Source organism: Pseudomonas sp. FG1, from assembly GCF_034313875.1.
GTDB lineage: Bacteria > Pseudomonadota > Gammaproteobacteria > Pseudomonadales > Pseudomonadaceae > Aquipseudomonas > Aquipseudomonas veronii.
Genome location: NZ_JAVIWP010000001.1, coordinates 1,998,971 through 2,025,871, shown reverse-complemented (window position 1 = coordinate 2,025,871; position 26,901 = coordinate 1,998,971). Strand labels below are relative to the sequence as shown.

Sequence of the window (26,901 nt, the reverse complement as noted above, 5' to 3'; positions counted from 1 at the left end):
TGTCAGAACTGTAATATCGGCCTCACCTTCGCGTTAAGTTGCAGTTTTTATACTGCGCATCGAGCACTATTCATCTCTGCAGCTTTTGTGTGGCTCCTTTGGAACGGAGATGAACTTTTTACGCCCCGTTTGGGGCGTTTTTTTTGTTCACTCGCACAGCGGCGAATCGTCGCAGCTACCTGACGTGGCTTGACCCTATAGCGACTTCACGGCTCAGAGTTTTCCTACAGCCAAATTCAGCGCCTCTATGAGGCCATGCCCCCTCTCCGTTTCCTTTGAAGGTAAATCCCCATGCGTATCCTTGTGGTTGAGGACGAGCAGAAAACCGCCGACTACTTGCAGCAGGGCCTGACCGAAAGCGGCTATGTCGTCGATTGCGCCGCCAGTGGCGTCGACGGCCTGCACCTGGCCCGGCAACACACCTATGAACTGGTGATCCTCGATGTGAACCTGTCCAACACCGACGGTTGGGAAGTGCTGGAACACCTGCGCCGCGACGGCAACCAGCGGGTGATGATGCTGACCGCCCGCGGCCGGCTGACCGACAAGATCAAGGGCCTGGACATGGGCGCCGATGATTACCTGGTCAAACCCTTCGAATTCCCCGAACTGCTGGCTCGCGTGCGCACGCTGTTGCGGCGCAGCGAGCACATTCCGTTGCCGGACGTGTTGCGCGTCGCCGACCTGGAGCTGGACCCGCGCCGCCACCGCGCCTACCGCGGCACACGACGCATCGACCTGACCACCAAGGAGTTCGCCCTGCTGCACGTATTAATGCGCCAGGCCGGCGAGGTGATGACCCGCACGCAAATCATCTCGCTGGTGTGGGACATGAACTTCGACTGCGACACCAACGTCGTCGAAGTCTCCATCAGCCGCCTGCGCGGCAAGGTCGACGACCAGAGCGAGGTCAAGCTGATCCACACCATTCGCGGCGTCGGTTACGTGCTGGAGGCGCGTCAATGAGGACCAGCAGCCTGTCGATGCGCCTGGGCCTGACGGTCAGCCTGATGGGCGCCGGACTGGTCGTGCTGCTGGCGACCCTGGCTTACCTGGCCTTGACCCACGAGCTGGACAAACTCGCGCGCAAGGGCCTGGAAAACAAGCTGGAGCAGTTGGAACACAGCCTGAGCCAGAGCCTCGCCCCCCGCGACATCAGCAGCCGCCCCCACTCGCTGCTGGACCTGGTGATGGGCCACGACAATATCTACCTGACCATCATGAGCACCCAGGCCGATACGCCGGTGCTCCTCAGCGTGGGCGCAAAACCCCAGCAGCCGTTGTTGCTCGACGTACCGGCCGGCAAGACCCTGGCCTACCTGAACTGGGTGGACGGGCACGGCAACCGCATCCTCAGCGCCTCGCGCATGGTGGCGCTGCGCAATGGCGAGAACGTGCGCGTGCTGCTGTCGCTGGACCGCTCCGACGATGAAGCGTTGCTCAGTGCCTACCTGCGCTCCACGGTGATCGCCCTGCCGCTGCTGCTGATCCTGATCGGCATGGGCGCCTGGTGGCTGGTGCAGCGCGGGCTGGCGCCGTTGCAGCAGTTCAGCCGTGTGGCGGCGCAGGTCAGCACCCAGGACCTGACCCATCGCCTGGCGCTGGACAACCTGCCCAAGGAGCTGGGCGAGTTGGCCCAGGGCATCAACTTCATGCTGCACCGCCTGGACGACGGTGTGCGGCAACTGTCGCAGTTCTCCGATGACCTGGCCCACGAACTGCGCGCGCCGTTGACCAACCTGATGGGCAAGGCGCAGGTGACGTTGTCCCGCGAGCGGCCTTCGCAGGAATACCAAGCGGGCCTGGAATCCTGCGTCGAGGAAATGGAACGCCTGTCGCGCATCGTCTCCGACATGCTGTTTCTGGCCCAGGTCAGCCATCCAGCGGCGCGGGCCGGGTTTGCCCAGGTGTCGTTGGGTGACGAAGCGCAGCGGGTGATGGAGCTGTTTGCCTTGAGCGCCGAGGACAAGCAGGTGACCCTGAACCTGCGCGGCGACGCCTGGGTGATGGGCGATCGCCTGATGATCCAGCGGGCCATCTCCAACTTGCTGTCCAATGCCATCCGCCACACGCCAGCCGCGTCTACCGTGTTGTTACTGGTGGAAACCTACGGCCAGCGTGTATCGCTGTCGGTCGGCAACCCCGGGCGCGGCATCGAAGCGCACCACCTGCCGCACTTGTTCGAACGCTTCTACCGCGCCGACAGCAGCCGTACCCGCGCCGAGGGCGGCACCGGCCTGGGGCTGGCCATCGTGCAGTCGATCATGCACCTGCATCAGGGTCACGCCGATGTCAGCAGCCAGCCGGGGCGTTTTACGCGCTTCAGCCTGGTGTTTCCTCGTCCTTGCGATGCGCCCAGTGATACAACGCCGGCAGCACCAGCAAGGTCAGCAACGTAGAGGAAATGATCCCGCCGATCACCACCGTCGCCAGCGGCCGCTGCACCTCGGCGCCGGTGCCGGTGGCCAGGGCCATGGGGATAAACCCGAGGGAGGCCACCAGCGCCGTCATCAACACCGGGCGCAGCCGGGTCAGCGCGCCCTCGTTGATGGCCATCGACAGCGAGCGCCCTTCCTCGCGCAGGTTGCGGATAAACGCGATCATCACCAGGCCGTTGAGCACCGCCACGCCGGACAAGGCGATAAAGCCCACCCCGGCCGAGATCGACAGCGGAATATCGCGCAGCCACAGCGCCATGATCCCACCGGTCAAGGCGAACGGAATCCCGGTGAACACCAACAGCCCGTCCTTGAGGTTGTTGAACATCATGAACAACAGCCCGAACACCAGCAGCAGCGCCACCGGCACCACGATGCGCAGGCGGTCGGAGGCCTCCTTCAACTGTTCGAACTGCCCGCCCCAGGTGGTCCAGTAGCCAACCGGCACTTTGACCTGGGCGCCGATGGCGGCTTCGGCCTCTTGGACAAACGAGCCGATATCGCGCCCCCGCACGTTGGCGCTGACAATCACCAGGCGCTTGCCGTTCTCGCGGCTGATCTGGTTCGGGCCCAGCACCAGGTCGAGGCTGGCGACCTGGGACAAGGCGATAAAACCCAGTTGCCCGGAGGCGTTACCGGTCAGCGCCGGCACCGGGATCAGCAGCCGCGACAAGCCGTCGATATCGGTGCGCAATGCGTCGGACAAACGCACAACCATGTCGAAACGTCGGTCACCTTCGTACAACGTTCCGGCCTGGCGCCCACCGACTGCGACGGCAATCGTGTCCTGCACATCGCCGACGTTCAGGCCAAACCGCGCGGCCTTGTCGCGGTCGATATTGATGGTCAGTACCGGCAGGCCGGAGGTCTGTTCGACCTTCACTTCCGAGGCGCCGTTCAGGCCTTGCAAGGTCTCGGCGATTTCCCCGGCGGTGGCGTTGAGCACCGCCATGTCGTCGCCGAATACCTTCACCGCCACGTCGCTGCGCACCCCGGAAATCAGCTCGTTGAAGCGCAGTTGGATCGGTTGCGACAGTTCATACGCACTGCCCGGCACAATCGCACTGGCGCGCTGGATATCGGCGATCAGCGTTTCGCGGGACTTCTGCGGATCAGGCCACTGATCCTTGGGCTTGAGCATCACGTAGCTGTCGGAAATGTTCGGTGGCATCGGGTCGGAGGCAATCTCCGCGGTGCCGGTGCGGGCGAAGACCCGTTCGATTTCCGGCACCTGGGCCATCAAGGTTTTTTCCAACTGCTGTTGCATCTGCACCGACTGCGTCAGGCTGGTGCCGGGCACGCGCAGGGCTTGCTGGGCGAAGTCACCTTCGCTGAGGCTGGGGATGAATTCGCTGCCCATGCGGCTGGCCACCAGCCCCGAGGCGACGATGGTCAACAGCGCCAAACCGAACACCAGCGGGCGCCGCGCCATCACCCCATCGAGCACCGGCGCATAGACCCGGCGCGCACTGCGCATCACCAGGTTTTCTTCTTCCTTGACCTTGCCGGTGACAAACAGCGCAATCGCCGCCGGCACAAAGGTCACCGAGAGGATCATCGCGCCGAACAGGGCGATCACCACGGTGAAGGCCATGGGGTGGAACATTTTCCCGGCCACGCCGGTGAGGGCGAAGATCGGCAGGTACACCACCATGATGATCAGTTGCCCGAAGATCAGCGCGCGCCGCGCCTCCTTGGCCGCCGCGAACACTTCGTGCAGGCGCTCGCTGCGGGTCAACAGGCGACCGTGTCGCTGTTGCGCATGGGCCAGGCGACGGATCGCGTTCTCGACGATCACCACCGCGCCGTCGACGATGATGCCGAAGTCCAGCGCGCCGAGGCTCATCAGGTTGGCGCTGACTTTGTTGGTGAACATGCCGGTAAAGGTGAACAGCATCGCCAGCGGGATCACCATCGCGGTGATCAGCGCCGCGCGGATGTTGCCGAGGAACAGGAACAACACCGCGACCACCAGCAACGCGCCTTCGAAGAGGTTTTTCTTCACGGTGGCGATGGCTTTTTCGACAAGGTTGGTGCGGTCGTAGACGGTCACGGCGACCACGCCCTCGGGCAGCGAGCGGTTGATCTGTTCGAGTCGCGCAGCCACGGCCTGGGACACGGTGCGGCTGTTTTCGCCGATCAACATGAACACTGTGCCCAGCACCACTTCACGGCCGTTTTCGGTGGCGGCGCCGGTACGCAGCTCACGGCCGATCTCGACCTGGGCCACATTGCGCACGCGGATCGGCGTGCCGTCCGAGGTGGTGATGACGATGTTGGCGATATCGTCGATCGACGCCACTTGCCCTGGTGCGCGGATCAGCAACTGCTCGCCGCTGCGCTCGATGTAGCCAGCACCGACGTTGGCGTTGTTGCGTTCCAGGGCGGTGACCAGATCGCTCAAGGTCAGGTTGTAGGCCGCCAGGCGCTTGGGGTCGGGGGCGATCTGGTATTCCTTGGCATAACCACCGATGGTGTTGATCTCGGCCACGCCGGGCACGTTGCGCAGTTGCGGCTTGATGATCCAGTCCTGGATCACGCGCAGGTCGGTCGGCGTGTAGGGCGTGCCGTCGTCCTTGCGCGCGCCCTCTTCGGCTTCCACGGTCCATAGGAAAATTTCCCCAAGACCGGTGGAAATCGGCCCCATCGCCGTTTCGATGCCGACGGGCAATTGTTCACGGGCGACTTGCAGGCGTTCGTTGACCAATTGGCGGGCAAAGAACAGGTCGGTGCCGTCCTTGAAGATCACCGTGACCTGGGACAAACCGGAGCGCGACAGCGAACGGGTCTGCTGCAACCCCGGCAACCCGGCCATCGCGGTTTCAATGGGAAAGGTGATGCGCTGTTCGGTTTCCAGCGGCGAAAAACCGGGCGCCGCCGAGTTGATCTGCACCTGCACATTGGTGATGTCGGGCACCGCGTCGATGGGCAGTTTCTGATAGCTGGCGACGCCGACACCGGCCATCAACAGCACCGCCAACAGCACGATGATGCGCTGCTCGATGGCGAATTGGATAAGGCGCTCAAACATGGGAAATCACTCGCAGGATCAATGGGCGTGTTCGGCCGAGCCTTTGCCCAGTTCGGACTTGAGGATGAAGCTGCCAACCGTGGCCACCTGTGCCCCGGCGTCGAGGCCCCGGCGCACTTCGACGTAGCCGTTTTCGCTGACGCCCAGTTCCAGATGGCGGGTGACGAACCCGTCCGCCGTGCGAACGAACACCGAGGGCTTGTCCTCGACGGTCTGGATCGCGGCCTCGGGCACGGTGACCTTGGCCTGGTAGGTGTCGGTGGCGATCTGTACGGCGACGAACAACCCCGGGCGCCAGGCGTCATCGGGGTTGGGCACGGTCACGCGCACGGTGGCGGTGCGCGTCTGCTCGCCCAGCAAGTTGCCCACATAGGCCACGGTACCGAGTACTTCGGTGCCCATTTCGGTGGAGCTGACTTTCACCGGCTTGCCGACGCGGACCTTGTTCAAGTCCTTGGGAAAGACGCCGAACGTGACCCACACCTGCGACAGGTCCGACAAGGTGAAGGCGTTGCTGGTCTCGCTGACCACCTCGCCGACGCCCAGGTGTTTCTCCACCACCACGCCAGCGAACGGTGCGCGCAATTCATAGCGATTGCCGCCGGCCGGCACGGCGCTGCCGCTGAGGGCGGTCATCTTCTGGCGGGCGTTGTTCAGGGCGATTTCGGCTTCCTGCAAGGCCTGGCGCGCCAGCAGGTAATCCTGCTCGGCGGAGATCTTGTCCTGCCACAGTTGGCGCTCGCGCTGGAAGGTGGTGCGCGCCAGTTCGAGGCGGCGCTGGCTGGCGGCCAGCTCGCTGCGCTGATCGGAAATCTGCTGGCTGGCGATCACCGCCAGCAACTCGCCTTGCTTGACCGCCTGGCCGAGGTTGACCTTCACTGCCTCCACCACCCCCGCCGCACGCGGCACGATGTGCGACGTGCGGTCTTCATCGAAGCGCACTTCACCCGGCAACGACAGCACCGTGCTGATCGGCCGCGGCTGGGCCTGGGCCAGTTGAATACCGGCGGCCTCGATCTGCTGCTCGGTGAGTTCGAGTGTGCCTTCTTCTTCCTCGGCGTTTGCCAGGCCGGACAGCATCAGGCCCAGGACAAGGGCTAGCGCCACGCCATGTTTAGTCTGCATAGAGGACTCCAAAAAAAATCAGAAACGGGCGAGGTCGCCGTAGATCCGTTCGATGCGTACCCAGGCGTCGGTGGCCTGGGCGGTCGCCGTGAGGTATTGGGTGCGGGCCGCGATCAAGGTGCGCTGGGCGTCGAGGACGTCGAGGAAGTTGAACTTGCCCATTTCGAAGCCTCGGGTGGCGCTGTCCACCGCGCTCTGGGCGGCGGGCAGGATCTGCTGGTTGAACGCGCGCACTTCGGTGTTCGCGGTTTGCCACAGGTCCAGGGCCTGGCGGGTTTCGGTGCGCAGGCGCAGTTCGGCGGCGTTGCGCAGGTCACGGGCCTGGTCGGCGCGGCGGGTGGCGGCGAGCACGTTGCCCTGGTTGCGGTTGAACAACGGGATCGGCATCGACACGCCCACCAGGTTCACGCGCTCGCGCACGCTGGCGTCGTACTGGCTGCCAATCGACACATCGAGGTCGGGGATGCGCTGGGCTTTTTCCAGGCCCACGCTGGCTTCGTTCTGCAGGATTTGCAGTTCGGCCAGGCGCAGCTCGGCGGTCTGCTCAAGACGCGCCAGCAGTTGCGCGGCGGGCGGCAACGTCGCCGGGACGCTGCTTGGCGTGGCGACGGCGGCGAAGTCGGGCGCGGCGCTGCCGGTGCTGGCAGCCAGGCCGCGATAGGCATCGCTGACACCCATCTGGGCGCGGTTGAGTTCCAGGCGGATTTCCGACAACTGCACCTGGGCGCGGGTGGCTTCCACTGGCGACGATTTACCGGCGTTGACGCGGCCGTTGGCGATCACCAGGCCGCGCTCGGCCAACGCCAGGGAGCGTTGCGCCAGGTCGAGGCGCTCCTGGGCGCGAAGGGCGCCGTAATAACTGTCGATCACCTCGGCGCGCAAGCCGTTGCGGCGCTGTTCGAGGGTCAGCGCCGCGACGTCCTGGCCGCGCGTGGCCAGCTCGATGCGCGCGCCGCGCTTGTCGCCCAGTTCCAGGGTCTGGCTTAACTTGAGCGTGGTGGTGCGGGTGTCGCGGCGGGTGTCTTCGGCATCCCACGAGGCCACCGGGTTGGGGATCAGCCCCGCCTGCTGGCGGCCGCCGCTGGCGATGTCGATCTCCCATTGCGCGGCGGCCAGGTCGGGGTTGTTGGCGAAGGCGGTTTGCAGGGCGGCGTCGAGGGTCAGGGTTTGGGCGCCGACCCCTTGCGCCGTCGCCAGCAGCACGATGATCGAGCACAGTAGAGTTCTTGCACGAGTTGGCATAACGAGAGTTCCAGGCCCATGAAATGGCGGATAAATCCAAGCCGGGGCACTGTAACTTTCGGTACTTATCAGGGCGGTGGGGCGAACATTACAAATCCGTTAGCAAGGCTCAAGCATGGGCGTCTTCGGGCCCGTCACGATGAAAACCCTCGCCCTCGACCTGCAGCGTGACGTGGGAAATATCGAATTGTTCATGCAGCAATTGCGTCACTTGAGCGAGGACCTGCTGCTCGGTGCCCGGCATCGCATCCGCCACCAGATGGCTGCTCAGCACGTTCTTGCCACTGGTGAGCGCCCAGATATGCAGGTCGTGTACGTCCTTCACGCCGGGCACGCCACGCATGGCCTGCTCCACGCTGTCGATATCGACGCCGTCGGGCACGCCTTGCAGCAGCACATTCATGCTGTCCTTGAGCAGCACCCAGGTGCGCGGCAACACCCAGAAACCAATCGCCGCCGCCACCACGGAGTCGACCCAGCCCCAGCCGGTCAACATGATCACGACGGCCGCGATGATCACGCCGATAGAGCCGAGCATGTCGCTCCAGACCTCCAGGTACGCGCCTTTGACATTCAGGCTTTCGCCGCTGCCGGCGCTGAGCAGGCGCATGGAGATCAGGTTGACGAGCAGCCCCAGCACGGCGATCACCAGCATGCCGGTCGACTGGATTTCGGCGGGTGCCTGCAGGCGTTGATAGGCCTCATAAAGGATGTAGAACGCCACCGCAAACAGCAGCAAGGCATTGAACGCCGCCGCCAGGATTTCAAAGCGGGCATAGCCGAACGTGCGCTTGCGGTCGGCGGGGCGCTTGGCGATCTGGATCGCCACCAGGGAAATCGCCATGGCCAGGGCGTCGGTCATCATGTGCGCGGCGTCGGACAACAGCGCCAGGCTGCCGGTGATAAAGGCACCGATCACCTCGGCAATCATGAAACTGCTGGTCAGCCCGAGGGCCATCCACAACTGCCGTTCGTGGCCGGCGCGTACCTGGGCGTGGTTGTGTCCTGCGCTCATGAAACATCCTCGTGGGGTGTGGTTGGATGAATCATAGCGCCCTAGCAGAAGATTCGGATGGGGTCGGCACTTCCTCAGGCCGCCAACGTATGGCGCTTGCTGAACAGCACCACGCTCACCACCCCCACCGCGCCCATCACCACGCAATAACCCACGCAAATCCACGGGCTGGTCGGCATCAGTGCGATCAGCATCAAGGGCGTGGTGCTCGCCCACAGCGCGTAGGCAATGTTGTAGGTGAAGGAAATGCCTGACACCCGCACCGGCGCCGGGAACAGTCCGACCATCACCGACGGCACTGCGCCGACCACGCCGCAGCTCAAGCCTGCCACGGCATATGCCGCGCCGAGCCAGACGCCACCGGCGATCAGGCTGGCGTATAACACGGCGATCCCCAGTGGTAGCAACAGGCTGTAGACCAGCACCGCGCGCCAGGCGCCGATGCGGTCCACCAGCAGGCCGGCGAGTACGCAACCGATGTTCAGGAACACAATGCCCAGCGCGCTCAGGGCGAAGGTGTGGCTGGGCGTCATGCCGAAGGTTTTCTGCATCATGGTCGGGGTGATGACCACCAGCACCACCACGGCGGAGGTGAGCACGCAGGTGAGGATCATCGCCGGCAGCAACACGCGGCGATGGTCGCGCAATACGGTGCGCAGCGGCAGTTCGGCGGCGGCTTGGCGGCGCGCCTGCATGTCGAGGAATACCGGGGTTTCGTTGAGCCAGCGGCGCAGCCACACGCCGATCACGCCGAAAACGCCGCCGAGCAGGAAGGGGAAGCGCCAGGCGTAGTCGAGGATCTCCGCCGGGGTGAAGATTTGCGCCAGCAGCGTGGCGGTCAGTGCGCCGAGCAGGTAGCCGAAGGTCAGGCCGGCTTGCAAAAAGCCCAAGGCGTAACCGCGGTGATGGGGCGGCGCGTGCTCAGCGACAAAGGTCCAGGCGCTGGGCACTTCACCGCCCACCGCCGCACCTTGCAGCACGCGCAGCACCAGCAGGATCAGCGGTGCGAAATAGCCGATTTGCGCGTAGGTCGGCATGATCCCGATCAGCAGGCAGGGCAAGGCCATCATCAGGATGCTCAGGCTGAACACGCGCTTGCGCCCCAGGTGATCGGCGAAGTGCGCCATCAGGATGCCGCCCAGCGGGCGCGCGAGGTAACCGGTGACGAAGATCCCGAAACTTTGCAGCAGGCGCAGCCACTCGGGCATTTCCGGCGGGAAGAACAGTTGGCTGAGGGTCAGCGCGAAAAACACGAAAATGATGAAGTCGTAGATTTCCAGGGCGCCGCCGAGGGCGGCCAGGCCCAGGGTTTTGTAGTCGGAGCGGGAAAAACGCTGCGCCTGGGCAAGCGAGGTGGCAGTCATGTTGAGGCTCGGCAGACAAACAAAATGGCGTGCAGGTTATGAGCTGCGCCGGATGATGGCAATCGCGGCGGATATATTTGTTTTCCTCAATGATCGATGAAGATAACTGCATTCCCATATCAATGGCCGTAGCGGAACATGCCGTAAAACTGCCAAAACCATAACAATTACAAGAGGAATGACTCGTGGCCGATGCTATCGAAGAAAGCCGCTATGCCCGATTTGCCCTGCGCTGCTCCAATTTCGCCGAACGCTGGTTTCCCGACTCCTGGGTGTTTGCCGCCCTCGCCGTGATCATTGTCGCCGTGGCGACCCTGGGCATGGGCGCCGCGCCGACCGAAGCCGCCAAGGCGTTTGGCGATGGGTTCTGGAGCCTGATCCCGTTCACCATGCAGATGGCCTTCGTGGTGATCGGCGGTTACGTGGTCGCCAGTTCGCCACCAGCGGTGAAACTGATCGACCGCCTGGCGCGCATCCCGAAGAACGGCCGCTCGGCCGTGGCCTGGGTGGCGTTGATTTCCATGGTTGCCTCGTTGCTCAACTGGGGCCTGTCCCTGGTGTTCGGCGGTTTGCTGGTGCGCGCATTGGCGCGGCGCACGGACTTGCGCATGGACTACCGCGCTGCCGGTGCCGCGGCCTACCTGGGGCTCGGCGCGGTATGGGCGTTGGGGCTGTCGTCGTCCGCCGCGCAGTTGCAGGCCAACCCGGCCAGTCTGCCGCCGTCGATCCTGTCGATCACCGGGGTGATCCCGTTCACCGACACCATCTTCCTGTGGCAATCCGGCGTACTGCTGCTGGCGCTGATCGTGGTCTCGCTGATCATCGCCTACGCCACCGCGCCCGGCCCGAACAGCGCCCGTGACGCCAAGGCCTGCGGGGTCGACCCGGCCTTCAACCTGCCCACGCCGCAGGCCCCGACACGCCCGGGCGAATGGCTGGAACACAGCCCGGTGCTGACGATCCTGCTGGCGGTGCTGGCGGCAGGTTGGTTGTTCCACGAGTTCTCGACCAAACCGGCGATCAGCGCGATTTCCGGGCTGAACACCTATAACTTCCTGTTCATCATGGTCGGTGCGCTGCTGCACTGGCGCCCGCGCAGTTTTCTGGACGCGGTCGCCCGCGCGGTGCCGACCACCACCGGCGTGCTGATCCAGTTCCCGCTGTACGGCTCGATTGCCGCGCTGATGACGGTGGTCAAGGGCGGCGACGGCCAGACCCTGGCTCACCATATCTCGACCTTCTTCACCTCCATCGCCTCCCACGACACCTATGCCCTGTTGATGGGCGTGTACTCGGCGGTGCTGGGTTTCTTCATCCCGTCGGGCGGCGGCAAGTGGATCATCGAAGCGCCCTACGTGATGCAAGTGGCCACTGACCTGCAATACCACCTGGGCTGGGCCGTGCAGATCTACAACGCGGCCGAGGCGCTGCCGAATTTGATCAACCCGTTTTATATGCTGCCGTTGCTGGGCGTGTTGGGGCTGAAGGCGCGGGATCTGATCGGGTTTTCGTTCGTGCAGTTGCTGGTACACGCGCCGTTGGTGTTGTTTTTGTTGTGGGCGTTGGGGACGACGTTGAAGTATTTGCCGCCGGTGATGCCTTAAACGCAGCGGCAAGCTTGAGGTTTGTAGCTCCAGGCTTTCCGCTTAACGCGTGTAACTTCAAGCTGTCTTCCCTGCGTCACATTCCACTGCTACCGTCCTGGCGAAATATCTTGCAACAAACCGCCAGCAAGGACTCCCGCAATGAGTGACGAGCACGAAGACCGCCCGGCCCCCGATTCCATCGATCAACCGCCGGTAGACACCAGCCGGCGGCGCTTCCTCGGCGGCGCAGCGGTGCTGGGGGTGGGCGCGACCTTGAGTGCCTGCGGCAATCCCGGCGACGCGCCGGGCAAACCGCTGCCTCGGCCGCTCACGCCGCAAGAGTTGGATAAGGCATTACACGACCAAGTGAAAACCGTCGTGGTGATCTACGCCGAAAACCGCAGCTTCAACAACCTGTTTGCCGATTTCCCCGGGCTGGAGAAACCGCTGTCGGCGTTGTCTCCTGCCGACTATCAGCAGCGCGACCGCGACGCCAGCGTATTGACCACCCTGCCCCCGGTGTGGGGTGGTGTGTTGCAAGTCGGCTCGCAAAGCGTCGACGGGGTGACCTACCCCAGCGAAGTGCAATTCCAGGAAAACCTGCCCAACGCCCCGTTCGCCCTCAAGGGCCCGAACGCCGAAGACCTGCCCTTGAGCCTGGTCACCCGGGATTTGTGGCACGTGTTCTACCAGAACCAGATGCAGATCAACGGCGGCAAGAACGACAATTTCGTCGCCTGGGCCGATTCCGGCGGCCTGGTGATGGGGCATTACGCCCAGAGCCGTTATTCCCTGCGCCTGTGGGACGTGGCCAAGGAGTTTGTGCTCTGCGATAACTTCTTCCAGGGCGCATTTGGCGGCTCGTTCCTCAACCACCAATACCTGATCAGCGCGACCGCGCCGGTTTATCCGAACGCCGCGCAGTCGGTGGCCAAGGCGCAGATCGCCACGCTGCAAAGCGACGATCCCACCGACCCACGCCTCAAGCCCCTGGACAAATCCCCGGCCAGCGCCATGAGCGGCCCGCCGCAGTTCGGCCCGAGCGCGCTGACCCCGGACGGTTACGCCGTGAACACCCTGGCCCCGCCCTACTGGCCGACCTGGATTCGCGACCCGCAAAACCCGGACTACGCCAAGCCCGACCTGCCCAACGTGCTGGTGCCGCAGACCCACGAACACATCGGTGACAAGCTGTCGAAAAAGAACATCGACTGGGCCTGGTACGCCGGGGCCTGGCAAGCGACGCTGGAACAGTTCAAGGACTCGGGCGGCATTCCGAAGATCCCCAACTTCCAGTATCACCACCAGCCGTTCAACTACTTCAAGCAACAGGGCCCGGAAAACCGCGCGGAGCGTGACAAGCGCCTGCGCGACGCGGGCCTGGGCGATGAGTCGAGCACCAACAAGTTCTTTGCCGACGCGCAGGCGGGCAAGCTGCCCGCCGTGACCTTCTACAAACCCCAGGGCAACCTCAACATGCACGCCGGTTATGCCGACGTGGCCTCGGGTGACCGCCATATCACCCGCGCCCTGAAGGTGCTGCAGGAAAGCCCGCAGTGGAAAAACATGGTGGTGGTGGTGACCGTCGATGAAAACGGCGGCTGGTGGGACCACGTGGCACCGCCCAAGGGCGACCGCTGGGGCCCTGGCACACGGGTTCCGACCCTGGTGGTGTCGCCGTTCGCGCGCAAAGGCACGGTGGACCATACGGTGTACGACACCGCGTCGATCCTGCGCCTGATCACCCGCGTCTTCCAGTTGGAGACACTGGACGGGCTCAAGCGGCGCGACGACGCCATGATCGCCCGCGGCCAGAAACCGATGGGCGACTTGAGCAATGCGTTGCAGTTCGAGGTGTAGGACGGCTTATCCAATAGCGACACGCCCGGCGATTTTGCACGCGGTTTTCCTGGTCAGCCGCTACTGTGTGGAGGTGGGCTTTCACCCCGCGCAGACGGGCTCTCGCTGACAAGGAATCATCTATGTTTAAACCGACCAGGTTGTCCTTCACCTTGGCCGCACTGATCGCGAGTGCGGTCGTACAGGCCGACATCGAAGTACCGCTGGGCAGCACGCAACGGGTTACCCAGTTGTTCGCTTACCCCAATAACTGCAACGTGATCTGCTTCCGGCCGTGGACGCTGGAGCAGACCGTCGAGCACTACCTCAACCAGAGCCTGCAGCGCGACGGTTACAGCCGCGCCAAGGTCAGCGTCAGAAAGCATGACGGCCAGGTCGCGGCGACCTTCAGCGGCGTGCCCGACAACTATGGCCAGCCGCTGACGAGCTTGCTCGCTACCGCCGACCTGGCCTACCAGGGCGCGAGCCGGCTCAATAGCGATGGCAAGTGGGCTTACAACTGGTACTTGTTCCTGCCGCTGGGCATGGCCCTGGAAAACCGCAAAAGCATCGAGCTGCTGCACTTTCCGCCGGATTACTCACTGACCCAGGCCCAGGATTACCTGGAATCGGCCACCACCGACCGCTGGGCCGCCCTGCTCGTCGACAATGGCATTCCGGCCAGCGAAACCCCGGCCTACCAGACCATCATCGACATCGCCCCGATCGCCGCGCCGTCCAACGCCGGTAAAGACCTGGAAAACGTCTACAGCTACTTCACCGACTACCAGACACGCATGGTCAAGGAACTGAGCCTGCCGCCCAAAGGTGCGTTGCCGATGGTCGCGTTCGGCGCACCGGTGCGCAGTTGGATCAAGCAACAATACGGGCAAACCGTGGGTGTGCTGGGCCTGGCGCAAATCAGCCCGATCCCCGGCAAAACCGTCTCGGTCCTGGGCGCCAACCACCCCAGTTACATCTGGTATGCGGCAAGCCCCGACACGTATGACGGTAACGAGCAGAAGGCCGACGAGGCCGGTTTGAAAGTGATGGGCCAGGATTTGAGCGCCGCCTGCTGGCAAGCCGGAATGGGCCAGAAACCGGCGAGCGATGCGAATGTGCTGCTCAAGGCGTGCATGAACACTTGGCAGGTCACGCGTAAAGAACAGACCTGCGAATTGTTCTACACCTCGGTGCGCAACCTGACCCCGGAACAGGCCAACGCCAAATGCGCCACGTCCGCGATCAAAGCCCAGCTCAAACAGCTGAAAGACGCCGCGCCCACCCCGACGATCAGCGCCCCGGCGCTGTAAAAGCGCAAAAAAACGCCGATTTCTACTGTCAAAGTTGACAGTAGAAATCGGCGTTATGTTCAGCGAGTCTTGATCCGGGCCCTTCCGCTGCAAGACTGGCAGTCAGACATCACCCGCAAGTCGATGCAGCCCAACCCAGGAGAGTTATGAAAACTCGCGCCATGGATAAGGCTGTAAACCCTGTGAATGACTGCCTTTACCCGTTCAAGACACTGTTCGTCGGGCAGGGCTACCCTTCGTCCAAACACTTCCAGGTCAGCCACGCCAGGGACGGCGCCGGGGCCAGGGTCAAGGCACGCATCGCCTTTGAGAGTCGCATACGCATTGCCAAGGTCTCCGGCTACGCGGTGAACGAGCGACGCCCGCACACCTTGCAACTGTCGCCGCGCATCCACTTGTACGACTGTTGGTTCTGCGGCCTGCTGCGCCACTCCTGCAACCCGAATGTATTTTTGGACACCACCTACCTGGAGCTCTGGACCGTGCAGCCCATCGCGGCCGGCGCCCTGTTGACCCTGGATTACGCCTGCACCGAGGACGCGCTGTTCCGGCAGTTCGCGTGCCAATGCGGCGAGCTGAACTGCCGGGGCTGGATCACCGGCAGCCAGGAGCCGCTGAACGCCGAAGGGCAGACGTTCATGACCCTGTGGCGCGAGCGCAAGCGCCCTTAGGCTTCACCCAGCGGGCGCAAGCGATACTGCGGCGGCAACTGCTCAAAACCAGTGATGGTGGTGTTCAAGCTCTTCCAGCGGCCATCCTTGATGCCGTAGATGCAACCGTGGATCGACAGGCTCTGCCCCCGGTGCCAGGCGTTTTGCACAATGCTGGTATGACCGACGTTGGCCACCTGCTGAACCACGTTCAATTCGCAGAGGCGGTCGACGCGCTCTTCCTCAGTCGGCAGCTTGGCCAGCAGATCGCGGTTTTCGTAGTAGAGGTCGCGAATAGTGCGCAGCCAGCCGTCGATCAGGCCGAACTGACGGTCCTGCATCGACGCCCGCACACCGCCGCAGCCATAGTGGCCGGTGACCAGGATATGTTTGACCTTGAGCACATCGACGGCGTACTGAATCACCGACAGGCAGTTGAGGTCGGTGTGCAGCACCACGTTGGCCACATTACGGTGTACGAACAGATCACCCGGCAGCATGCCGACGATTTCGTTGGCCGGTACGCGGGCGTCGGAACAGCCGATCCACAGGTATTCCGGTGCTTGCTGGCGGGCCAGTTTGGCGAAGAATTCGGGATCTTCCTGTTTGATCGCATCCGCCCAGCGTTCGTTGTTATCAAGCAGCTCTTGTAGTTCGTTCATCAGGGAAAGCCTCAGGAATGATGCGCAGCTTTGACAGACGACCGCCCGTCCGGGTCACGCCCGGAATAAAGATAGACGGCAGGCGATGACTTGAATCTTGGTGCGCCAGGCCTGTCCACACACTATAAGCCCCACAGTATGAGGATTGGCCATGACTGAATCACGACGTCCATACGGCGCTACACAGCCGGAACCGATTGATGACAATGAGGATCGCATGGGCTCGGTGCGCGAGCTGGACTTTGACGATCAAGAGCCGAAGGCGGGAATCGGCGATGAACTGCCGCTTGTCGAGCGCAAACGCCGGATGCGCGACGAACGGGTGGGCGAGGCCGAGACGACCGATGACGAGATGAGCCCGGAGAACCTGATCCGCGAGGACGGCGCACGGGATGCACAGGAAGAAGGCGAAGGCGAACAGGCCGATTGGGACCTGAGCATCGTGAATGAAGATGACATCGGCGGCGGCAACGGGTTGGATGAGGCCGAATTGGCCGAGCGCGAGCCTGTCAACGGCAACCGCTGACACACCGTAGATCCAAATGTGGGAGGGGCTTGCCCCCGATAGCACACTGTCAACAATACATGTGTTGACTGACACACTGCCATCGGGGGCAAGCCCCCTCCCACATGGGTTGCGTGTTCAGTCGACGAGGGTGCAGGCCATCACGACCGCATCTTCGCGACCGCCAACGGCTGGGTAGTAATCGCGCCGACGGCCGATTTCATTGAAGCCATAGCGTTCATACAGCCGGAACGCGCCGGCGTTGCTGTCACGCACTTCGAGGAAACATTCCCGTGCGCTGGCGGCATAGGCGCGGGACATCAGGTGCTCGAGCAGCGCCAGGCCGAGACCGCGGCCCTGGTTTTCCGGTTTGACGGTGATGTTCAGCAAATGCGCTTCATCGAGGATGATCTGCACCACCCCGTGGCCCACTTGCTGCTCACCTTCGAACATCAGCCAGATCTGGTACTTGCCCAGCCCGTCGAGAAAGATCCCGCGGGTCCAGGGGTGGCTGTACGCCGCGTATTCGATTTTCAGCACGGCGTCGAGGTCGGCCTCGGTCATCGGGCGGAAGGATAAAGCCTCACTCATCGATTGTTTTCCAGCGCGCCATCAGCCGGCGCATGGCTTGCCAGACATCAGCCTTACGCTGTGGCTCTTCCATTAATAATTCCAGGCCCGGCAGGGCCCATACCGAGCCCAGGCCTTCGACCTGCAGTTCGCGGTACCAAACTTCGGCATCGGCTTCGCCTGCAAACCGCACGGCGGGCAGGCCGATCAGCCACAGGCACACGCAGGGTTCGTCTTCCAGGCGTGCCGACACAAAACCTTGCACAAAATCCCGCGCGGCGTCCGGGCCCTGGTCCATGGTGCCGCGCACCAGCAACGGCCAGCGCACCGGGTCGCCGACGATTTGCGGGCTGTCGGGCAGGCCGGCGGCGCGCAGCATGTCCTTGAGCAGCATGTAGGCCGGGTCGCGGGTCTGGAAGCGCTCGCCGGTAGGCAGCTCGACCAGCAACAGGCAACGCCCGGCCCGCAGCAATTGCAGGGCAAACCGCGGCGGTGGGACAACAGGCGCCTTGACCACCGGGGCCGCCTCTTCAGCCGCCGCCGGCTTGGCCATCGGCGACGGGCGTGGCACCTCGACCTTGGCGCGTTCGACCACCGGCCGCGTCGGCGGCTCAGGCTTGACCACCGCCACGGGCGCAGCCGCCTCCTCGCCCGATATTTCCAATCCGTCATCGGGCTCGAGCGCCTGCAGCAGCTCGGGCCGCGACGGGGCGGCAAACGGCAGTTCGGTGCGGGGCAGCCAGTTGACCACCTGCATGGCAGTCAAGTAAGCGCGACGTCGGGACTCGATAAGCACAGCTCGGCCACTTGTGGATAAGTAAAGAGCGGGGATTCTACCGCTGTTCGGTAACAATCGCCCACTGCGCACTGACCGGCTGTGGATAAATCCCGCGCCTGATGCAGTACAATCGCGACTTTTAATCGCCAACCAGCCGGCCATTCCCATGATCGAACCCAAGCGCGTCCTGCGCGCCCTCGCCGAACACTGGGCCTTACTTGAGCCACTGTGCGAACACTTCGACCAAGGCACCCTGAGCCTCGGCGAGCTGCGCGCACAACTGGCCGCCCAACAACTGGACAGCACGCCCCAGGACATCACCAGCCTGCTGGACGTGTGGATTCGCCTGGATATCCTGGTGCCTGTCGCCAAGAGCCCGAACCGTTTCGAGCTCAATGCGCAGATCCACGACTTCCTCGCCTATCTTCGCAAGGAGCACCGGCTTGGCCTGTGCCTGGAAATCGAAGCCTACCTGCGCCACCTCGAGCGCCTGGCCGGGTATATCCAGGACGCCTTCGACATCCGTGACGGCCACGACCTGGCCCGGCAACTGCGCCTGCTCGACATGCGCGTGCGCGACGTGCTGAAAAAACTCGCCAACGACGAACAAGCCCTCGCCGCCGTGGCCGACCGCGCCAAGACCAGCGACCGGCAGATCCCGTTGCGTCAGCGCTACGCCGAAGTGCTGGCGACCTGGGACGAATACGTCGAACCGATGATCCAACTGGTGAACGCCGACGGCGCCTTCGAACAAGGCGTGCGCAAGGTCGAAAACGTGCTGCTGCGCCTGCTCACCGAGCAGCAGCGCCTCGGCCATCTGGTCGACGACGACATGCTGTTGCGCACCCACGCGCGCATCCTCGAAATGCAGACCAGCGCCCAGTTGACCCTGCGTCACGCCCGCGAGCTGCTGCTGCCGCTGCGTGAAGAAGCGCGTCGGCACAACGCCGTGACCCGTGGCGCCGCGCTGGCGCTGTCGGCCATTCGCCGTAAAGGCCTGGACGCGGTGCCGCAGGCCGCGATGCCGATGTTCACCCGGCCGCAAAGCACCTTCCTCGGCAGTGCGAGTCAGGTCGAGGCCTACGTGTACGCCCTGGCGAACTTCGAGCCGAAACCGGCGCGCTTCCCCAAGGCGCACAAGTCTCATAAAGGCGAAGCCCAGCGCGCACCGCGCACGGTCAAGGAAATGCTCGAACGCTGCGAAGACGCACTGCCGATGCCGGACCTGATGACCTGGCTGCTGGAACAGGAGCCGGACGGCGCCACCGACGAATTGCTCTACTGGTTCTCGCGCCTGTCCCGCGAAAAACGCTTCAAGCGCGAGCGCCTGGAACGCCGCGATTACCACACACACGAGCATCAGGTCAGCCTGCGCTCATTCGCCCTGCTCCCGGCCACGCCCGACGCCGCCGAGAATTCTGCGAGCACCCCTTATGCATCTTGATCTATCCGAACTGTCCCAGCTGGCGCCGATCTTTCGCGAGCTGTTCAAGGGTTACCACGTCAGCCGCCGCGACCCGGAGCTGTACGCGCAACTGTCGAATTTCCAGGACCAGTACCGCACGCTGTTCAAGGCCCTGGGCTTTGAACTGGTGTGCGATACCCGTGGTTTCTATTACTTCGTGCCGGATTCGGCCATCGCCAGCGCGCAGGTGAACAAGACCGCGCAGCGCCTGGCGCTGTTCACCTTTATCATCGTCGAGCACCTCGCCGACCAGGGCCGCGACCCGATTGCCGTGCTCGACGGCGGCAGCCTCGGCCGCGATGAACTGCCGTCGCTGCTGGAAAAATACCGCGACCTGTTTATCCAGGCCGAAGTGCAAACCCAGGAAGAGCTCGAAGAGAAAATCATGCGCCGCATGACCCAACTGGGTTTTGCCAGCGAAGAAAACGGCATCTATCGCTTCCTGCCGCCGATGCACCGCTTCCTCGATGTGTGCCTGTCGGTGCAACAGGACCGCGACCTCGCGGCCAGCATCCACAGCGTGCTGCCATTGCCGACACCGGTGCTCATCGACGAAGACAGCGATGAAAAACTGCTGAAGACCGATGACCCGCTGGACTTGAGCGACTTTGCCGACGAAAGCGAAGAAGACGCCCTGGCCCGCGCCATTGCCGAAGAACAGGAGACCGACGCATGAGCAAGGAACGCTACGGCATCCGCCGCTTCGCCCTATTGAATACCGCCGGCTACAGCCTCGGTTTGTTCCCGCTCGAAGAGCCGCTGTCGGTGTACGGCGCGAATAACCTGGGTAAATCCGCATCGATCAACGCCTTGCAGTTCCCGATCCTGGCGCGCATGTCGGACATGAGTTTCGGCAAGTACACCCTGGAACAATCGCGGCGCTTCTACTTCGCCACCGACACCAGCTACATCCTCGTGGAAGTCTCCCTGCCCCACGGCCCGCATGTGATCGGCGTGGTCGGGCGCGGCCCGGGCGGTGGTTTCGGTCACCAGTTCTTTGCCTACGCCGGCAAGCTCGACCTGGCCCACTACCAGAAAAACGACACCTGCCTGCGCCAGAAAGAGCTGTTCACCAACCTGGAGCGCGAGGGCCTGAAAGCCTACGAACTCAAGCCCGATGAACTACGTCGTTTGCTGGTCGGCGGCCACACGTCGATCCCGCTGGACCTGACGCTGATCCCGCTGCGTTCCACCAGCGAACAGAGCCTGAAGACCTTCCGCGCGCTGTTTATCAACCTGCTGCACATGCGCGAAATCACCGCAGCCAAGCTCAAGCAATTGTTCCTCGATGCGTTCGAGCACAGCCTGCGCTCCGGCAGTGTCGATTACATCGCCGCGTGTGAAGAAGCCTTCCGCGACGTGCGACGCATGGAGCAGGACTACAACTCCCTGGTCGCCGCCGGCCCGCTGGTCGAGGCCCTGGCCAATGGCGTGAAACAACGCGACATCCTGCGCGGCAAATTGCATCGCCTGTCGCCGCTGTTGGACTCGCTGCTGGGCACCTGGTCGGACTACGCCAGTGCGCGCAAGGAAGAGCTGACCATCCAGGCCGAGCACTACCGCAACGAGCAGGACGCGCTGCAGCACGACCAACGTGGCGGTACCCAGGAGCTGATGCGCCTGGAGCGCGAAATCAGCGGTATCCAGCGTTGGCTGGGCGAGCTGTCGGTGCTCAAGCATCGCTTTGCGCTGGTCGATGATGTCAGGGTGCTGGAACAGCAACTGCTGGCAGCCAAGGATGCCCACGATGAACTCGCCGGCGCCCTGGCGCAGTCACGTCAGTTCAGCGCCGAGGACTTGGACGAGCGCCTGCGCGAGCTGGAAAAACGCCTGAAGTCGGTCAAGCAACAGCTCGATCACGCAGACAACAACAGCTACGCCAAGCTGCGCGAAGAATTCTCACAGCAAGATGTCGAGCGTCTGATGCGTCTGTTCAACAGTTCGCTGTTCAGCCTGCCGCTGGGTGAACATGGCATCACGCTGGATGAGGACGGCCAGTGGGTCAAATCCCTGGAACTGATCCTCGATGGTTTCAAGGGCGAGCGCTTTGAAGTGCCGGGGCTGTCGATCGACATCTCCCACATCGAACCGCCCGCCTTGCAGGCCCTGGCGGATCGCGCGGCGTTGCGCGACCAGAAAGAGCGCCTGGAAAAAGAACTCAAGCAGCTCAAGACGCAGCAGGCGGTGGCCTCTGACCGCGCCGCGAGCAAAACCCAGACCGAAGCGCTGTACCAGCAAGTGCTGGACGCGCAAAAGGCCCTGGAAGATTTCCGCCGTGCGCAGACCTTGAGCGCCGAAGAAGGCGAGAAGCTGGAACAGCTGGCGCAGATGGAAGCCGCCCAGGATGAATTGAAGCGCTCCAGCGACGCGTTCACCGAACGTGTCCAGCAACTGTCGGCCAAGCTGCAACTGGTCGGTCGCCAGATCGGCGATATGGAAGCCAAGCAACGCACCCTGGATGACGCTTTGCGCCGTCGCCAGTTGCTGCCGGCGGACTTGCCGTTCGGCACGCCGTTCATGGACCCGGTCGACGACTCCATGGACAACCTGCTGCCGCTGCTCAATGACTATCAGGACAGCTGGCAAGGCTTGCTGCGCGCTGATGGCCAGATCGAAGCGCTGTACGCCCAGGTTCGCCTCAAGGGCGTGGCCAAGTTCGACAGCGAGGATGACGTGGAGCGGCGCCTGCAACTGCTGATCAACGCCTATGCTCACCGTACCGACGAAGCCCTGACCCTGGGCAAGGCACGGCGCGCGGCGGTCACCGATATCGCACGGACCTTGCGCAATATCCGCAGCGACTACGACAGCCTGGAACACCAACTGGCCTTGTTCAACCGCGAGATCAACAAGCGCCAGGTGTCGAACCTGCAGAGTTTCCGCATCGTGCTGGCACCGAACAAGGAAGCGCTCAAGCATATCGACCAGATCATCCACAGCGCCGGTCAGTACGAAGAAGGCGAAACCCTGTCGGTGTTCGACTTGAGCCAGAGCGCCGAGCAGGACAACAAGAACGAAGAGGCCAAGGAATACCTGGCGCGCCTGGTGGCGGCCAACCACAACCAGTTGGGCCTCAAGGACTTGTTCGAACTGGCGTTCGAGATCACCAAGGTGCATGGCCAGCCGGTGATTCACACCGACATCGATGGCGCGGCGTCCAACGGCACCACCATGACCATCAAGGCGCTGACCAACATGTATTTGTTGCTGCACTTGATGGACCGCGACCAGGCCGGGCGCGTGCGCTTACCGTACTACCTCGACGAAGCGGCCGACATCGATGAGAAGAACCAGGCGGCGCTGTTGGAAACCAGCCTGCAACTGGGCTTCGTGCCGATCCTGGCGAGCGTGAAGCCGCAGGTGTCGGCCCAGGTGGCGATCGACCTGGAAGGCGGCAGCGGGCCGAACGGGATCTACATCGATGAGGCGGACTGGAAGTACATCCGGCGCCATGATGCGGTGAAGGCAACGGTGACGGTGCAGGCGGATGAGCCGGAGTTGGATGAGGTCTGACGTTCGGCGGTGAAATGCCAAAAGGCCGCGATCTTATGGATCGCGGCCTTTTTTGTGGGCTGGGGTTTGGTGGTGTTTTTGAGGGCCTCATCGCGGGCAAGCCCCCTCCCACAGGTGAGCGCATTCCTACAGGATAAACGCGGTCACTTGTGGGAGGGGGCTTGCCCGCGATAGCCGCGCCTCGGCCTACTTGCCCAGCGGAATCTTAGGCGCCCAGGTCAGCCACTCATCCTCAAACTTGTCGAACAGCGGGAAGGTTTGCTGCGGCCGCGCGGCGCTGCCCATGCGTTCGCCATCGGGCGTGGCGAAGGCGATGCCGCCGGCAACCAGGGTTTCCAGGGATTCGGTGCGTACCGTCGCACCTTTGAACAGGCCGAAGTCGAGACCGAAGCCGCTGCTGTTCCAGAAGCGGCTGCCGCTGCGCACCAACGCCGCGTACTTGGGCTCGATCAGGATGTGGATCAGCACGCGGTCGGCGGTCTGGCCCAATTCGTAGCCGGTGACTTTGCCCACGGTGACTTCGCGGTAAGTGACGGGCACGCCTTCTTTGAGCGAACCACGGCGTGCGGCACTCAGTACCAGGCTCAGGCCAGCCTCCTGGTGGACGGCTTCGGGCGGCTGGTCCAACGCGACGAAGCTCTTCTGCGGCCCGGCGTTTTTCAGCGCGGGCAGCACTTCGATGTATTGGCCGGTGACCAGGGTTTCCAGGTTCGAGGTTTTCATCAGGCCCAGTTCCGGCTTGACCACCCAGAACTGGCTGCCGACGCGTGCGATGCGATCCACGACCTGGGTGATGCGCGCACCGAGCAGCACCGATTGCAGATCGGCGCTGAGGTCGACGCTCTCGATCTTACCGACGTCCAGGCCTTTGAAACGCACCGGGGTGCCGGGGCGCAGGCCGTCGGCGCGGTCGACTTTGATAGTCACCAGGGTGCCACTCTGATTGGCCGTTTCACGATCGGCGAACAGGCGGAAACGTGGGATACGTTTTTTCAGCGGCACGTTCGGTTCCGGCGTTTCAAAGGCGATACCGCCGGACATCAGGCTGGCCAGGGATTCGCTTTTCACCTGGATACCGCCGGTGAGGCCGCCGGTCAGTGTCACGCCGCTGGCGTTCCAGAAACGCGTCGAACCATTGACCAGGTTGGCGTACTCCTTCTCGATATGGACACCGATCACCAGTTGCTTGTTTTTGCGCGAGAACTGGTAGCTCTGCACCGAGCCGACCTTGACCTGCTTGTAGAGGATCGGGCTGCCGACATCCAGTGAGCCGAGGCTGTCGGTGAACAGCACCATGTGCAGGCCAGGGGAACGCAGGTCCAAGGGCGGCGCCTTGGCCCGAGCCACGTATTCCCGTTGAGGTGGCGTGCCTTTGTCACCGGGACGAATCGCGATGTAGTTACCTTTGACCAACGCCTCGAGCCCAGTGATACCGGCCAGGGAAATCGACGGCTTGACCACCCAGAACTGGGTGTCCTGTACCAGGTAGTCTTCGGCCAATGGGTCGAGGGTCAGTTCGGCGTTGGCGCTGGACAGGTCCGGGTCGATCTTCAGGGTTTTCAGGCTGCCGACCTGGATGCCTTTGTACATCACTGGGGTGCGCCCGGCCTGCAGGCCTTCGAAGTCGGTGAGTTTGACCTTGACCTTGATGCCGGCGGCGGCGGCGTCGAAGTCTTCATACAGGCGAAAGGGCAGGCTCGGGTCGGTCGGCGGGCTGTCCTTGCGATTCTCCGGGGTGGCGAAGGCGATACCGCCGGCGACGATGCTGGAGAGCGATTCGCTGCGCACCTTCACGCCGGAGAGGTTGGCGTCGATGCTGATGCCGCTGGCGTTCCAGAAACGCGTGTGTTTGCGCACCAGGCTGGCGTAGGTCGGTTCGATGTAGACCTTGATCTCGACGGTGCTCTGGTCCTCGGACAACAGGTAGCTTTTGACCTGGCCGACCTGGATCTGCTTGTAGAACACCGGGCTGCCGCGGTTGAGCGAGCCAAGGCGGTCGGCCTTGATGGTCAGGTGCAGGCCTGGCTTGGCGTCGGACAAGGGCGGTTCTTCGGACAGCGCCTTGAATTTGCGCGTGGGCTCACCGTCGCCGGGGCTGGCGGCGATGTAATTCCCCGACACGAGGGTCTCCAGGCCGGTGATGCCGGCGAGGCTGACGCTGGGTTTGACCAGCCAGAAGCGCGTGTTGGTCTTGAGGTATTGCTCGACGTCCTTGTTCATCTCGATGGTGGCAATCACCCCGCGATTGTTGCCTTCGTCGTCCAGGGCCAGGGTCTTGACCTTGCCCACGGGCATGCCTTTGTAGACGACTTCGGTCTTGTTGACCTGGATGCCTTCGCCGCTTTCGAAGCGTACCTGGATCTCGATGCCTTGCTGAGAATAGGCACGCCAGCCCAACCAACCGCCGATGATCAGAGCGATCAGGGGCAGTACCCAAATAGCCGACCAGTTGGAGGCCGGGCGGGTTTTAGCTTTAGGCAAATCACTCATGGTCGTCGTCCGACTCCGTGTTATCCCAAATCAGTCGGGGATCAAAAGTTACTGCGGCAAGCATCGTCAGGATCACCACACTGGCGAACGCCGCCGCGCCGAGGTTGGCCTCGACACTGGCAAGCCGTCCAAAGTTTACAACCGCCACCAGGATGGCGATCACGAAGATATCCAGCATGGACCAGCGTCCAATGAATTCGATAAAGCGGTACATGATAATCCGTTGTTGCGCGGACAGCGGTTGGTGACGCTGCACCGAGAACAGTAGCAGACCAATACCTACAAGCTTGAACGTCGGCACCAGGATGCTGGCGATGAACACCACGGCGGCGATGGGGAACATGCCGTGCTGCACCAGTTGGATCACGCCGGACATGATGGTACTGGGATCGCCCTGGCCGAGGGAATTGATGGTCATAATCGGTAACAGGTTGGCCGGGATATAGAGAATCGCAGCGGTGATCAGCAAGGCCCAGGTGCGCGTCAGGCTGTTGGGGCGACGGGCATGGACCAGCGCACCGCAACGGGTGCAGGTTTGCTCGTCGGTGTCCGGTTCTTGCTTGTTCAATTCGTGGCATTCGGTACAAATCAGAATGCCTGCATCAATCGCCCGCATGATCATCCTCTCCTGACAGTGCTTGCCAGATCTGGTGGGGCGACATCACCACCTCAAGCAGAACCTGAACCATTAATAGGCTGACGAAGCAGACCAGACCCAGGCCAATCGTGATGGAGGCCATGTCGGCGAGCTTTACGATCGCCACCAGGACGCCCATCAGGTACACCTCCAACATCCCCCAATCTCTTAGGTGATGGTAAATGCGGTAGAGCAGCAGCCCGTAACTGCGACCGATGTTCCAGCGGATGCTGAGCAACACCGCCAATTGGCAGAGCAACTTGAGCAGGGGAATACCCATGCTGCACAGGAACACGACGGCGGCGACGCCACGCATGCCGGTGTCGAACAGGCCGACGACGCCGGTCCACACGGTGTCCTCCGAGGACTGCCCGAGTAGATTGAGCTGCATGATGGGCAAAAAGTTCGCGGGGATATACAGCAATAGCGCTGCCAAGACTAAGGCGAGGCTTCGTTCGACGACGTTGTGGCGATGCGCGTACAGCTCGTAACCGCAGCGCGGGCACTGGGCTTTTTCGCCGAGGGCGAGCACAGGTTTGCGCATCAATAAATCGCACTCATGACATGCCACCAGGTCGTCCAGGGGTAAATCCGACACCTTGGGGGCATCAACCGGATCGGGCATAGATAGGGCTCGGACGCTAAAAAAAGGTTAGGTACCTATTCTAGTGGTCTGGT

The 26,901-nt window shown here is 62.9% G+C and carries 21 protein-coding genes; 10 read left to right on the top strand and 11 right to left on the bottom strand.

Annotated features, from left to right (window positions below; all coding sequences use genetic code 11):
• The first annotated feature begins 291 nt into the window (after positions 1-291).
• Positions 292-966 carry a heavy metal response regulator transcription factor gene (locus RGV59_RS09250; protein ID WP_126587082.1) on the top strand — a complete coding sequence of 225 codons (675 nt, stop codon included), beginning with the start codon at positions 292-294 and terminating at the stop codon, positions 964-966.
• Positions 963-2,399: a heavy metal sensor histidine kinase gene (locus tag RGV59_RS09245; protein WP_046487473.1), complete on the top strand. Its 1,437-nt coding sequence runs from the start codon at positions 963-965 to the stop codon at positions 2,397-2,399. Before RGV59_RS09250 ends, RGV59_RS09245 begins: the two co-directional genes overlap by 4 nt.
• Here RGV59_RS09245 and RGV59_RS09240 read toward each other — a convergent pair.
• The 5 genes from RGV59_RS09240 to RGV59_RS09220 all read right to left on the bottom strand — a co-directional run bounded on the left by RGV59_RS09240 (position 2,323) and on the right by RGV59_RS09220 (position 10,215).
• Positions 2,323-5,469, bottom strand: a complete 3,147-nt coding sequence (locus tag RGV59_RS09240; protein ID WP_126587080.1) for a CusA/CzcA family heavy metal efflux RND transporter — start codon at positions 5,467-5,469, stop codon at positions 2,323-2,325. The genes RGV59_RS09245 and RGV59_RS09240 overlap by 77 nt on opposite strands.
• An 18-nt stretch (positions 5,470-5,487) precedes the next feature.
• Entirely contained in the window at positions 5,488-6,594 is a 1,107-nt protein-coding gene (locus RGV59_RS09235; protein ID WP_046384817.1) for an efflux RND transporter periplasmic adaptor subunit, read from the bottom strand.
• 18 nt (positions 6,595-6,612) lie between these two features.
• Positions 6,613-7,836: a TolC family protein gene (locus RGV59_RS09230; RefSeq protein ID WP_148106875.1), complete on the bottom strand. Its 1,224-nt coding sequence runs from the start codon at positions 7,834-7,836 to the stop codon at positions 6,613-6,615.
• A gap of 109 nt (positions 7,837-7,945) precedes the next feature.
• Positions 7,946-8,851 (bottom strand): cation diffusion facilitator family transporter, encoded by a 906-nt coding sequence (locus RGV59_RS09225; RefSeq protein WP_126587078.1) that lies wholly within the window; start codon positions 8,849-8,851, stop codon positions 7,946-7,948.
• 74 nt (positions 8,852-8,925) lie between these two features.
• Positions 8,926-10,215 (bottom strand): MFS transporter, encoded by a 1,290-nt coding sequence (locus RGV59_RS09220; RefSeq protein WP_046487479.1) that lies wholly within the window; start codon positions 10,213-10,215, stop codon positions 8,926-8,928.
• 185 nt (positions 10,216-10,400) lie between these two features.
• Here RGV59_RS09220 and RGV59_RS09215 point away from each other — a divergent pair, with 185 nt between their 5' ends.
• The 4 genes from RGV59_RS09215 (at position 10,401) to RGV59_RS09200 (ending at position 15,624) form a co-directional block, all read left to right on the top strand.
• Positions 10,401-11,819 (top strand): short-chain fatty acid transporter, encoded by a 1,419-nt coding sequence (locus tag RGV59_RS09215; RefSeq protein WP_017844502.1) that lies wholly within the window; start codon positions 10,401-10,403, stop codon positions 11,817-11,819.
• Positions 11,820-11,960: 141 nt separating this feature from the next.
• Positions 11,961-13,661 (top strand): acid phosphatase, encoded by a 1,701-nt coding sequence (gene acpA / locus RGV59_RS09210; RefSeq protein ID WP_017844504.1) that lies wholly within the window; start codon positions 11,961-11,963, stop codon positions 13,659-13,661.
• Positions 13,662-13,783: 122 nt separating this feature from the next.
• Positions 13,784-14,953 (top strand): hypothetical protein, encoded by a 1,170-nt coding sequence (locus tag RGV59_RS09205; RefSeq protein ID WP_104904012.1) that lies wholly within the window; start codon positions 13,784-13,786, stop codon positions 14,951-14,953.
• Positions 14,954-15,099: 146 nt separating this feature from the next.
• A complete protein-coding gene (locus RGV59_RS09200; RefSeq protein WP_046384823.1) occupies positions 15,100-15,624 on the top strand; it encodes an SET domain containing protein in 525 nt (174 codons plus the stop codon).
• Here RGV59_RS09200 and can read toward each other — a convergent pair.
• Complete coding sequence (can, locus tag RGV59_RS09195) at positions 15,621-16,265, bottom strand: carbonate dehydratase (RefSeq protein WP_017844507.1); 645 nt, start codon at positions 16,263-16,265, stop codon at positions 15,621-15,623. The genes RGV59_RS09200 and can overlap by 4 nt on opposite strands.
• A gap of 151 nt (positions 16,266-16,416) precedes the next feature.
• Between can and RGV59_RS09190 the strand changes: the two genes are divergently transcribed.
• Complete coding sequence (locus tag RGV59_RS09190) at positions 16,417-16,791, top strand: serine kinase/phosphatase (protein ID WP_126587076.1); 375 nt, start codon at positions 16,417-16,419, stop codon at positions 16,789-16,791.
• Positions 16,792-16,908: 117 nt separating this feature from the next.
• Here RGV59_RS09190 and rimI read toward each other — a convergent pair whose 3' ends face one another.
• Complete coding sequence (gene rimI, locus RGV59_RS09185; RefSeq protein WP_046384825.1) at positions 16,909-17,361, bottom strand: ribosomal protein S18-alanine N-acetyltransferase; 453 nt, start codon at positions 17,359-17,361, stop codon at positions 16,909-16,911.
• Positions 17,354-18,097, bottom strand: a complete 744-nt coding sequence (locus tag RGV59_RS09180) for an energy transducer TonB (RefSeq protein WP_126587100.1) — start codon at positions 18,095-18,097, stop codon at positions 17,354-17,356. Before RGV59_RS09180 ends, rimI begins: the two co-directional genes overlap by 8 nt.
• Before the next feature lie 187 nt (positions 18,098-18,284).
• On the opposite strand from RGV59_RS09180, the gene mksB reads away from it, so the two are divergent.
• The 3 genes from mksB to mksF are packed head-to-tail and all read left to right on the top strand — an operon-like array spanning position 18,285 to position 23,096.
• Positions 18,285-19,562 carry an Mks condensin complex protein MksB gene (gene mksB, locus RGV59_RS09175; protein ID WP_017844511.1) on the top strand — a complete coding sequence of 426 codons (1,278 nt, stop codon included), beginning with the start codon at positions 18,285-18,287 and terminating at the stop codon, positions 19,560-19,562.
• Positions 19,552-20,259 carry an Mks condensin complex protein MksE gene (gene mksE / locus RGV59_RS09170; protein ID WP_046384827.1) on the top strand — a complete coding sequence of 236 codons (708 nt, stop codon included), beginning with the start codon at positions 19,552-19,554 and terminating at the stop codon, positions 20,257-20,259. Before mksB ends, mksE begins: the two co-directional genes overlap by 11 nt.
• The gene (gene mksF / locus RGV59_RS09165) at positions 20,256-23,096 is read left to right on the top strand and encodes an Mks condensin complex protein MksF (protein WP_017844513.1); all 2,841 of its coding nucleotides are present in this window, start codon (positions 20,256-20,258) and stop codon (positions 23,094-23,096) included. Before mksE ends, mksF begins: the two co-directional genes overlap by 4 nt.
• A gap of 186 nt (positions 23,097-23,282) precedes the next feature.
• Here the strand turns inward: mksF and RGV59_RS09160 are convergent, their stop codons facing one another.
• From RGV59_RS09160 to RGV59_RS09150, 3 genes are read right to left on the bottom strand one after another with little or no spacing between them, the layout of a single operon-like run.
• The gene (locus RGV59_RS09160) at positions 23,283-25,586 is read right to left on the bottom strand and encodes a PqiB family protein (protein WP_046487496.1); all 2,304 of its coding nucleotides are present in this window, start codon (positions 25,584-25,586) and stop codon (positions 23,283-23,285) included.
• A complete protein-coding gene (locus RGV59_RS09155; RefSeq protein ID WP_017844515.1) occupies positions 25,579-26,202 on the bottom strand; it encodes a paraquat-inducible protein A in 624 nt (207 codons plus the stop codon). Before RGV59_RS09155 ends, RGV59_RS09160 begins: the two co-directional genes overlap by 8 nt.
• Positions 26,189-26,848, bottom strand: coding sequence for a paraquat-inducible protein A (locus tag RGV59_RS09150; RefSeq protein ID WP_017844516.1), 660 nt, complete (start codon positions 26,846-26,848; stop codon positions 26,189-26,191). The genes RGV59_RS09155 and RGV59_RS09150 overlap by 14 nt, the downstream gene beginning before the upstream one ends.
• Positions 26,849-26,901 lie beyond the last annotated feature (53 nt).

Excerpts from the sequence above, each read along its gene's own strand:
- can (WP_017844507.1), bottom strand. The coding sequence starts at position 16,265 with ATGAACGAACTACAAGAGCTGCTTGATAACAACGAACGCTGGGCGGAT.
- RGV59_RS09220 (WP_046487479.1), bottom strand. The coding sequence starts at position 10,215 with ATGACTGCCACCTCGCTTGCCCAGGCGCAGCGTTTTTCCCGCTCCGAC.
- mksE (WP_046384827.1), top strand. The coding sequence starts at position 19,552 with ATGCATCTTGATCTATCCGAACTGTCCCAGCTGGCGCCGATCTTTCGC.
- RGV59_RS09205 (WP_104904012.1), top strand. The coding sequence starts at position 13,784 with ATGTTTAAACCGACCAGGTTGTCCTTCACCTTGGCCGCACTGATCGCG.
- rimI (WP_046384825.1), bottom strand. The coding sequence starts at position 17,361 with ATGAGTGAGGCTTTATCCTTCCGCCCGATGACCGAGGCCGACCTCGAC.
- RGV59_RS09150 (WP_017844516.1), bottom strand. The coding sequence starts at position 26,848 with ATGCCCGATCCGGTTGATGCCCCCAAGGTGTCGGATTTACCCCTGGAC.
- RGV59_RS09240 (WP_126587080.1), bottom strand. The coding sequence starts at position 5,469 with ATGTTTGAGCGCCTTATCCAATTCGCCATCGAGCAGCGCATCATCGTG.
- RGV59_RS09190 (WP_126587076.1), top strand. The coding sequence starts at position 16,417 with ATGACTGAATCACGACGTCCATACGGCGCTACACAGCCGGAACCGATT.
- RGV59_RS09245 (WP_046487473.1), top strand. The coding sequence starts at position 963 with ATGAGGACCAGCAGCCTGTCGATGCGCCTGGGCCTGACGGTCAGCCTG.
- RGV59_RS09225 (WP_126587078.1), bottom strand. The coding sequence starts at position 8,851 with ATGAGCGCAGGACACAACCACGCCCAGGTACGCGCCGGCCACGAACGG.
- mksF (WP_017844513.1), top strand. The coding sequence starts at position 20,256 with ATGAGCAAGGAACGCTACGGCATCCGCCGCTTCGCCCTATTGAATACC.
- RGV59_RS09155 (WP_017844515.1), bottom strand. The coding sequence starts at position 26,202 with ATGCGGGCGATTGATGCAGGCATTCTGATTTGTACCGAATGCCACGAA.
- RGV59_RS09160 (WP_046487496.1), bottom strand. The coding sequence starts at position 25,586 with ATGAGTGATTTGCCTAAAGCTAAAACCCGCCCGGCCTCCAACTGGTCG.
- RGV59_RS09200 (WP_046384823.1), top strand. The coding sequence starts at position 15,100 with ATGAAAACTCGCGCCATGGATAAGGCTGTAAACCCTGTGAATGACTGC.
- mksB (WP_017844511.1), top strand. The coding sequence starts at position 18,285 with ATGATCGAACCCAAGCGCGTCCTGCGCGCCCTCGCCGAACACTGGGCC.
- RGV59_RS09235 (WP_046384817.1), bottom strand. The coding sequence starts at position 6,594 with ATGCAGACTAAACATGGCGTGGCGCTAGCCCTTGTCCTGGGCCTGATG.
- RGV59_RS09230 (WP_148106875.1), bottom strand. The coding sequence starts at position 7,836 with ATGCCAACTCGTGCAAGAACTCTACTGTGCTCGATCATCGTGCTGCTG.
- RGV59_RS09180 (WP_126587100.1), bottom strand. The coding sequence starts at position 18,097 with ATGCAGGTGGTCAACTGGCTGCCCCGCACCGAACTGCCGTTTGCCGCC.
- RGV59_RS09250 (WP_126587082.1), top strand. The coding sequence starts at position 292 with ATGCGTATCCTTGTGGTTGAGGACGAGCAGAAAACCGCCGACTACTTG.
- acpA (WP_017844504.1), top strand. The coding sequence starts at position 11,961 with ATGAGTGACGAGCACGAAGACCGCCCGGCCCCCGATTCCATCGATCAA.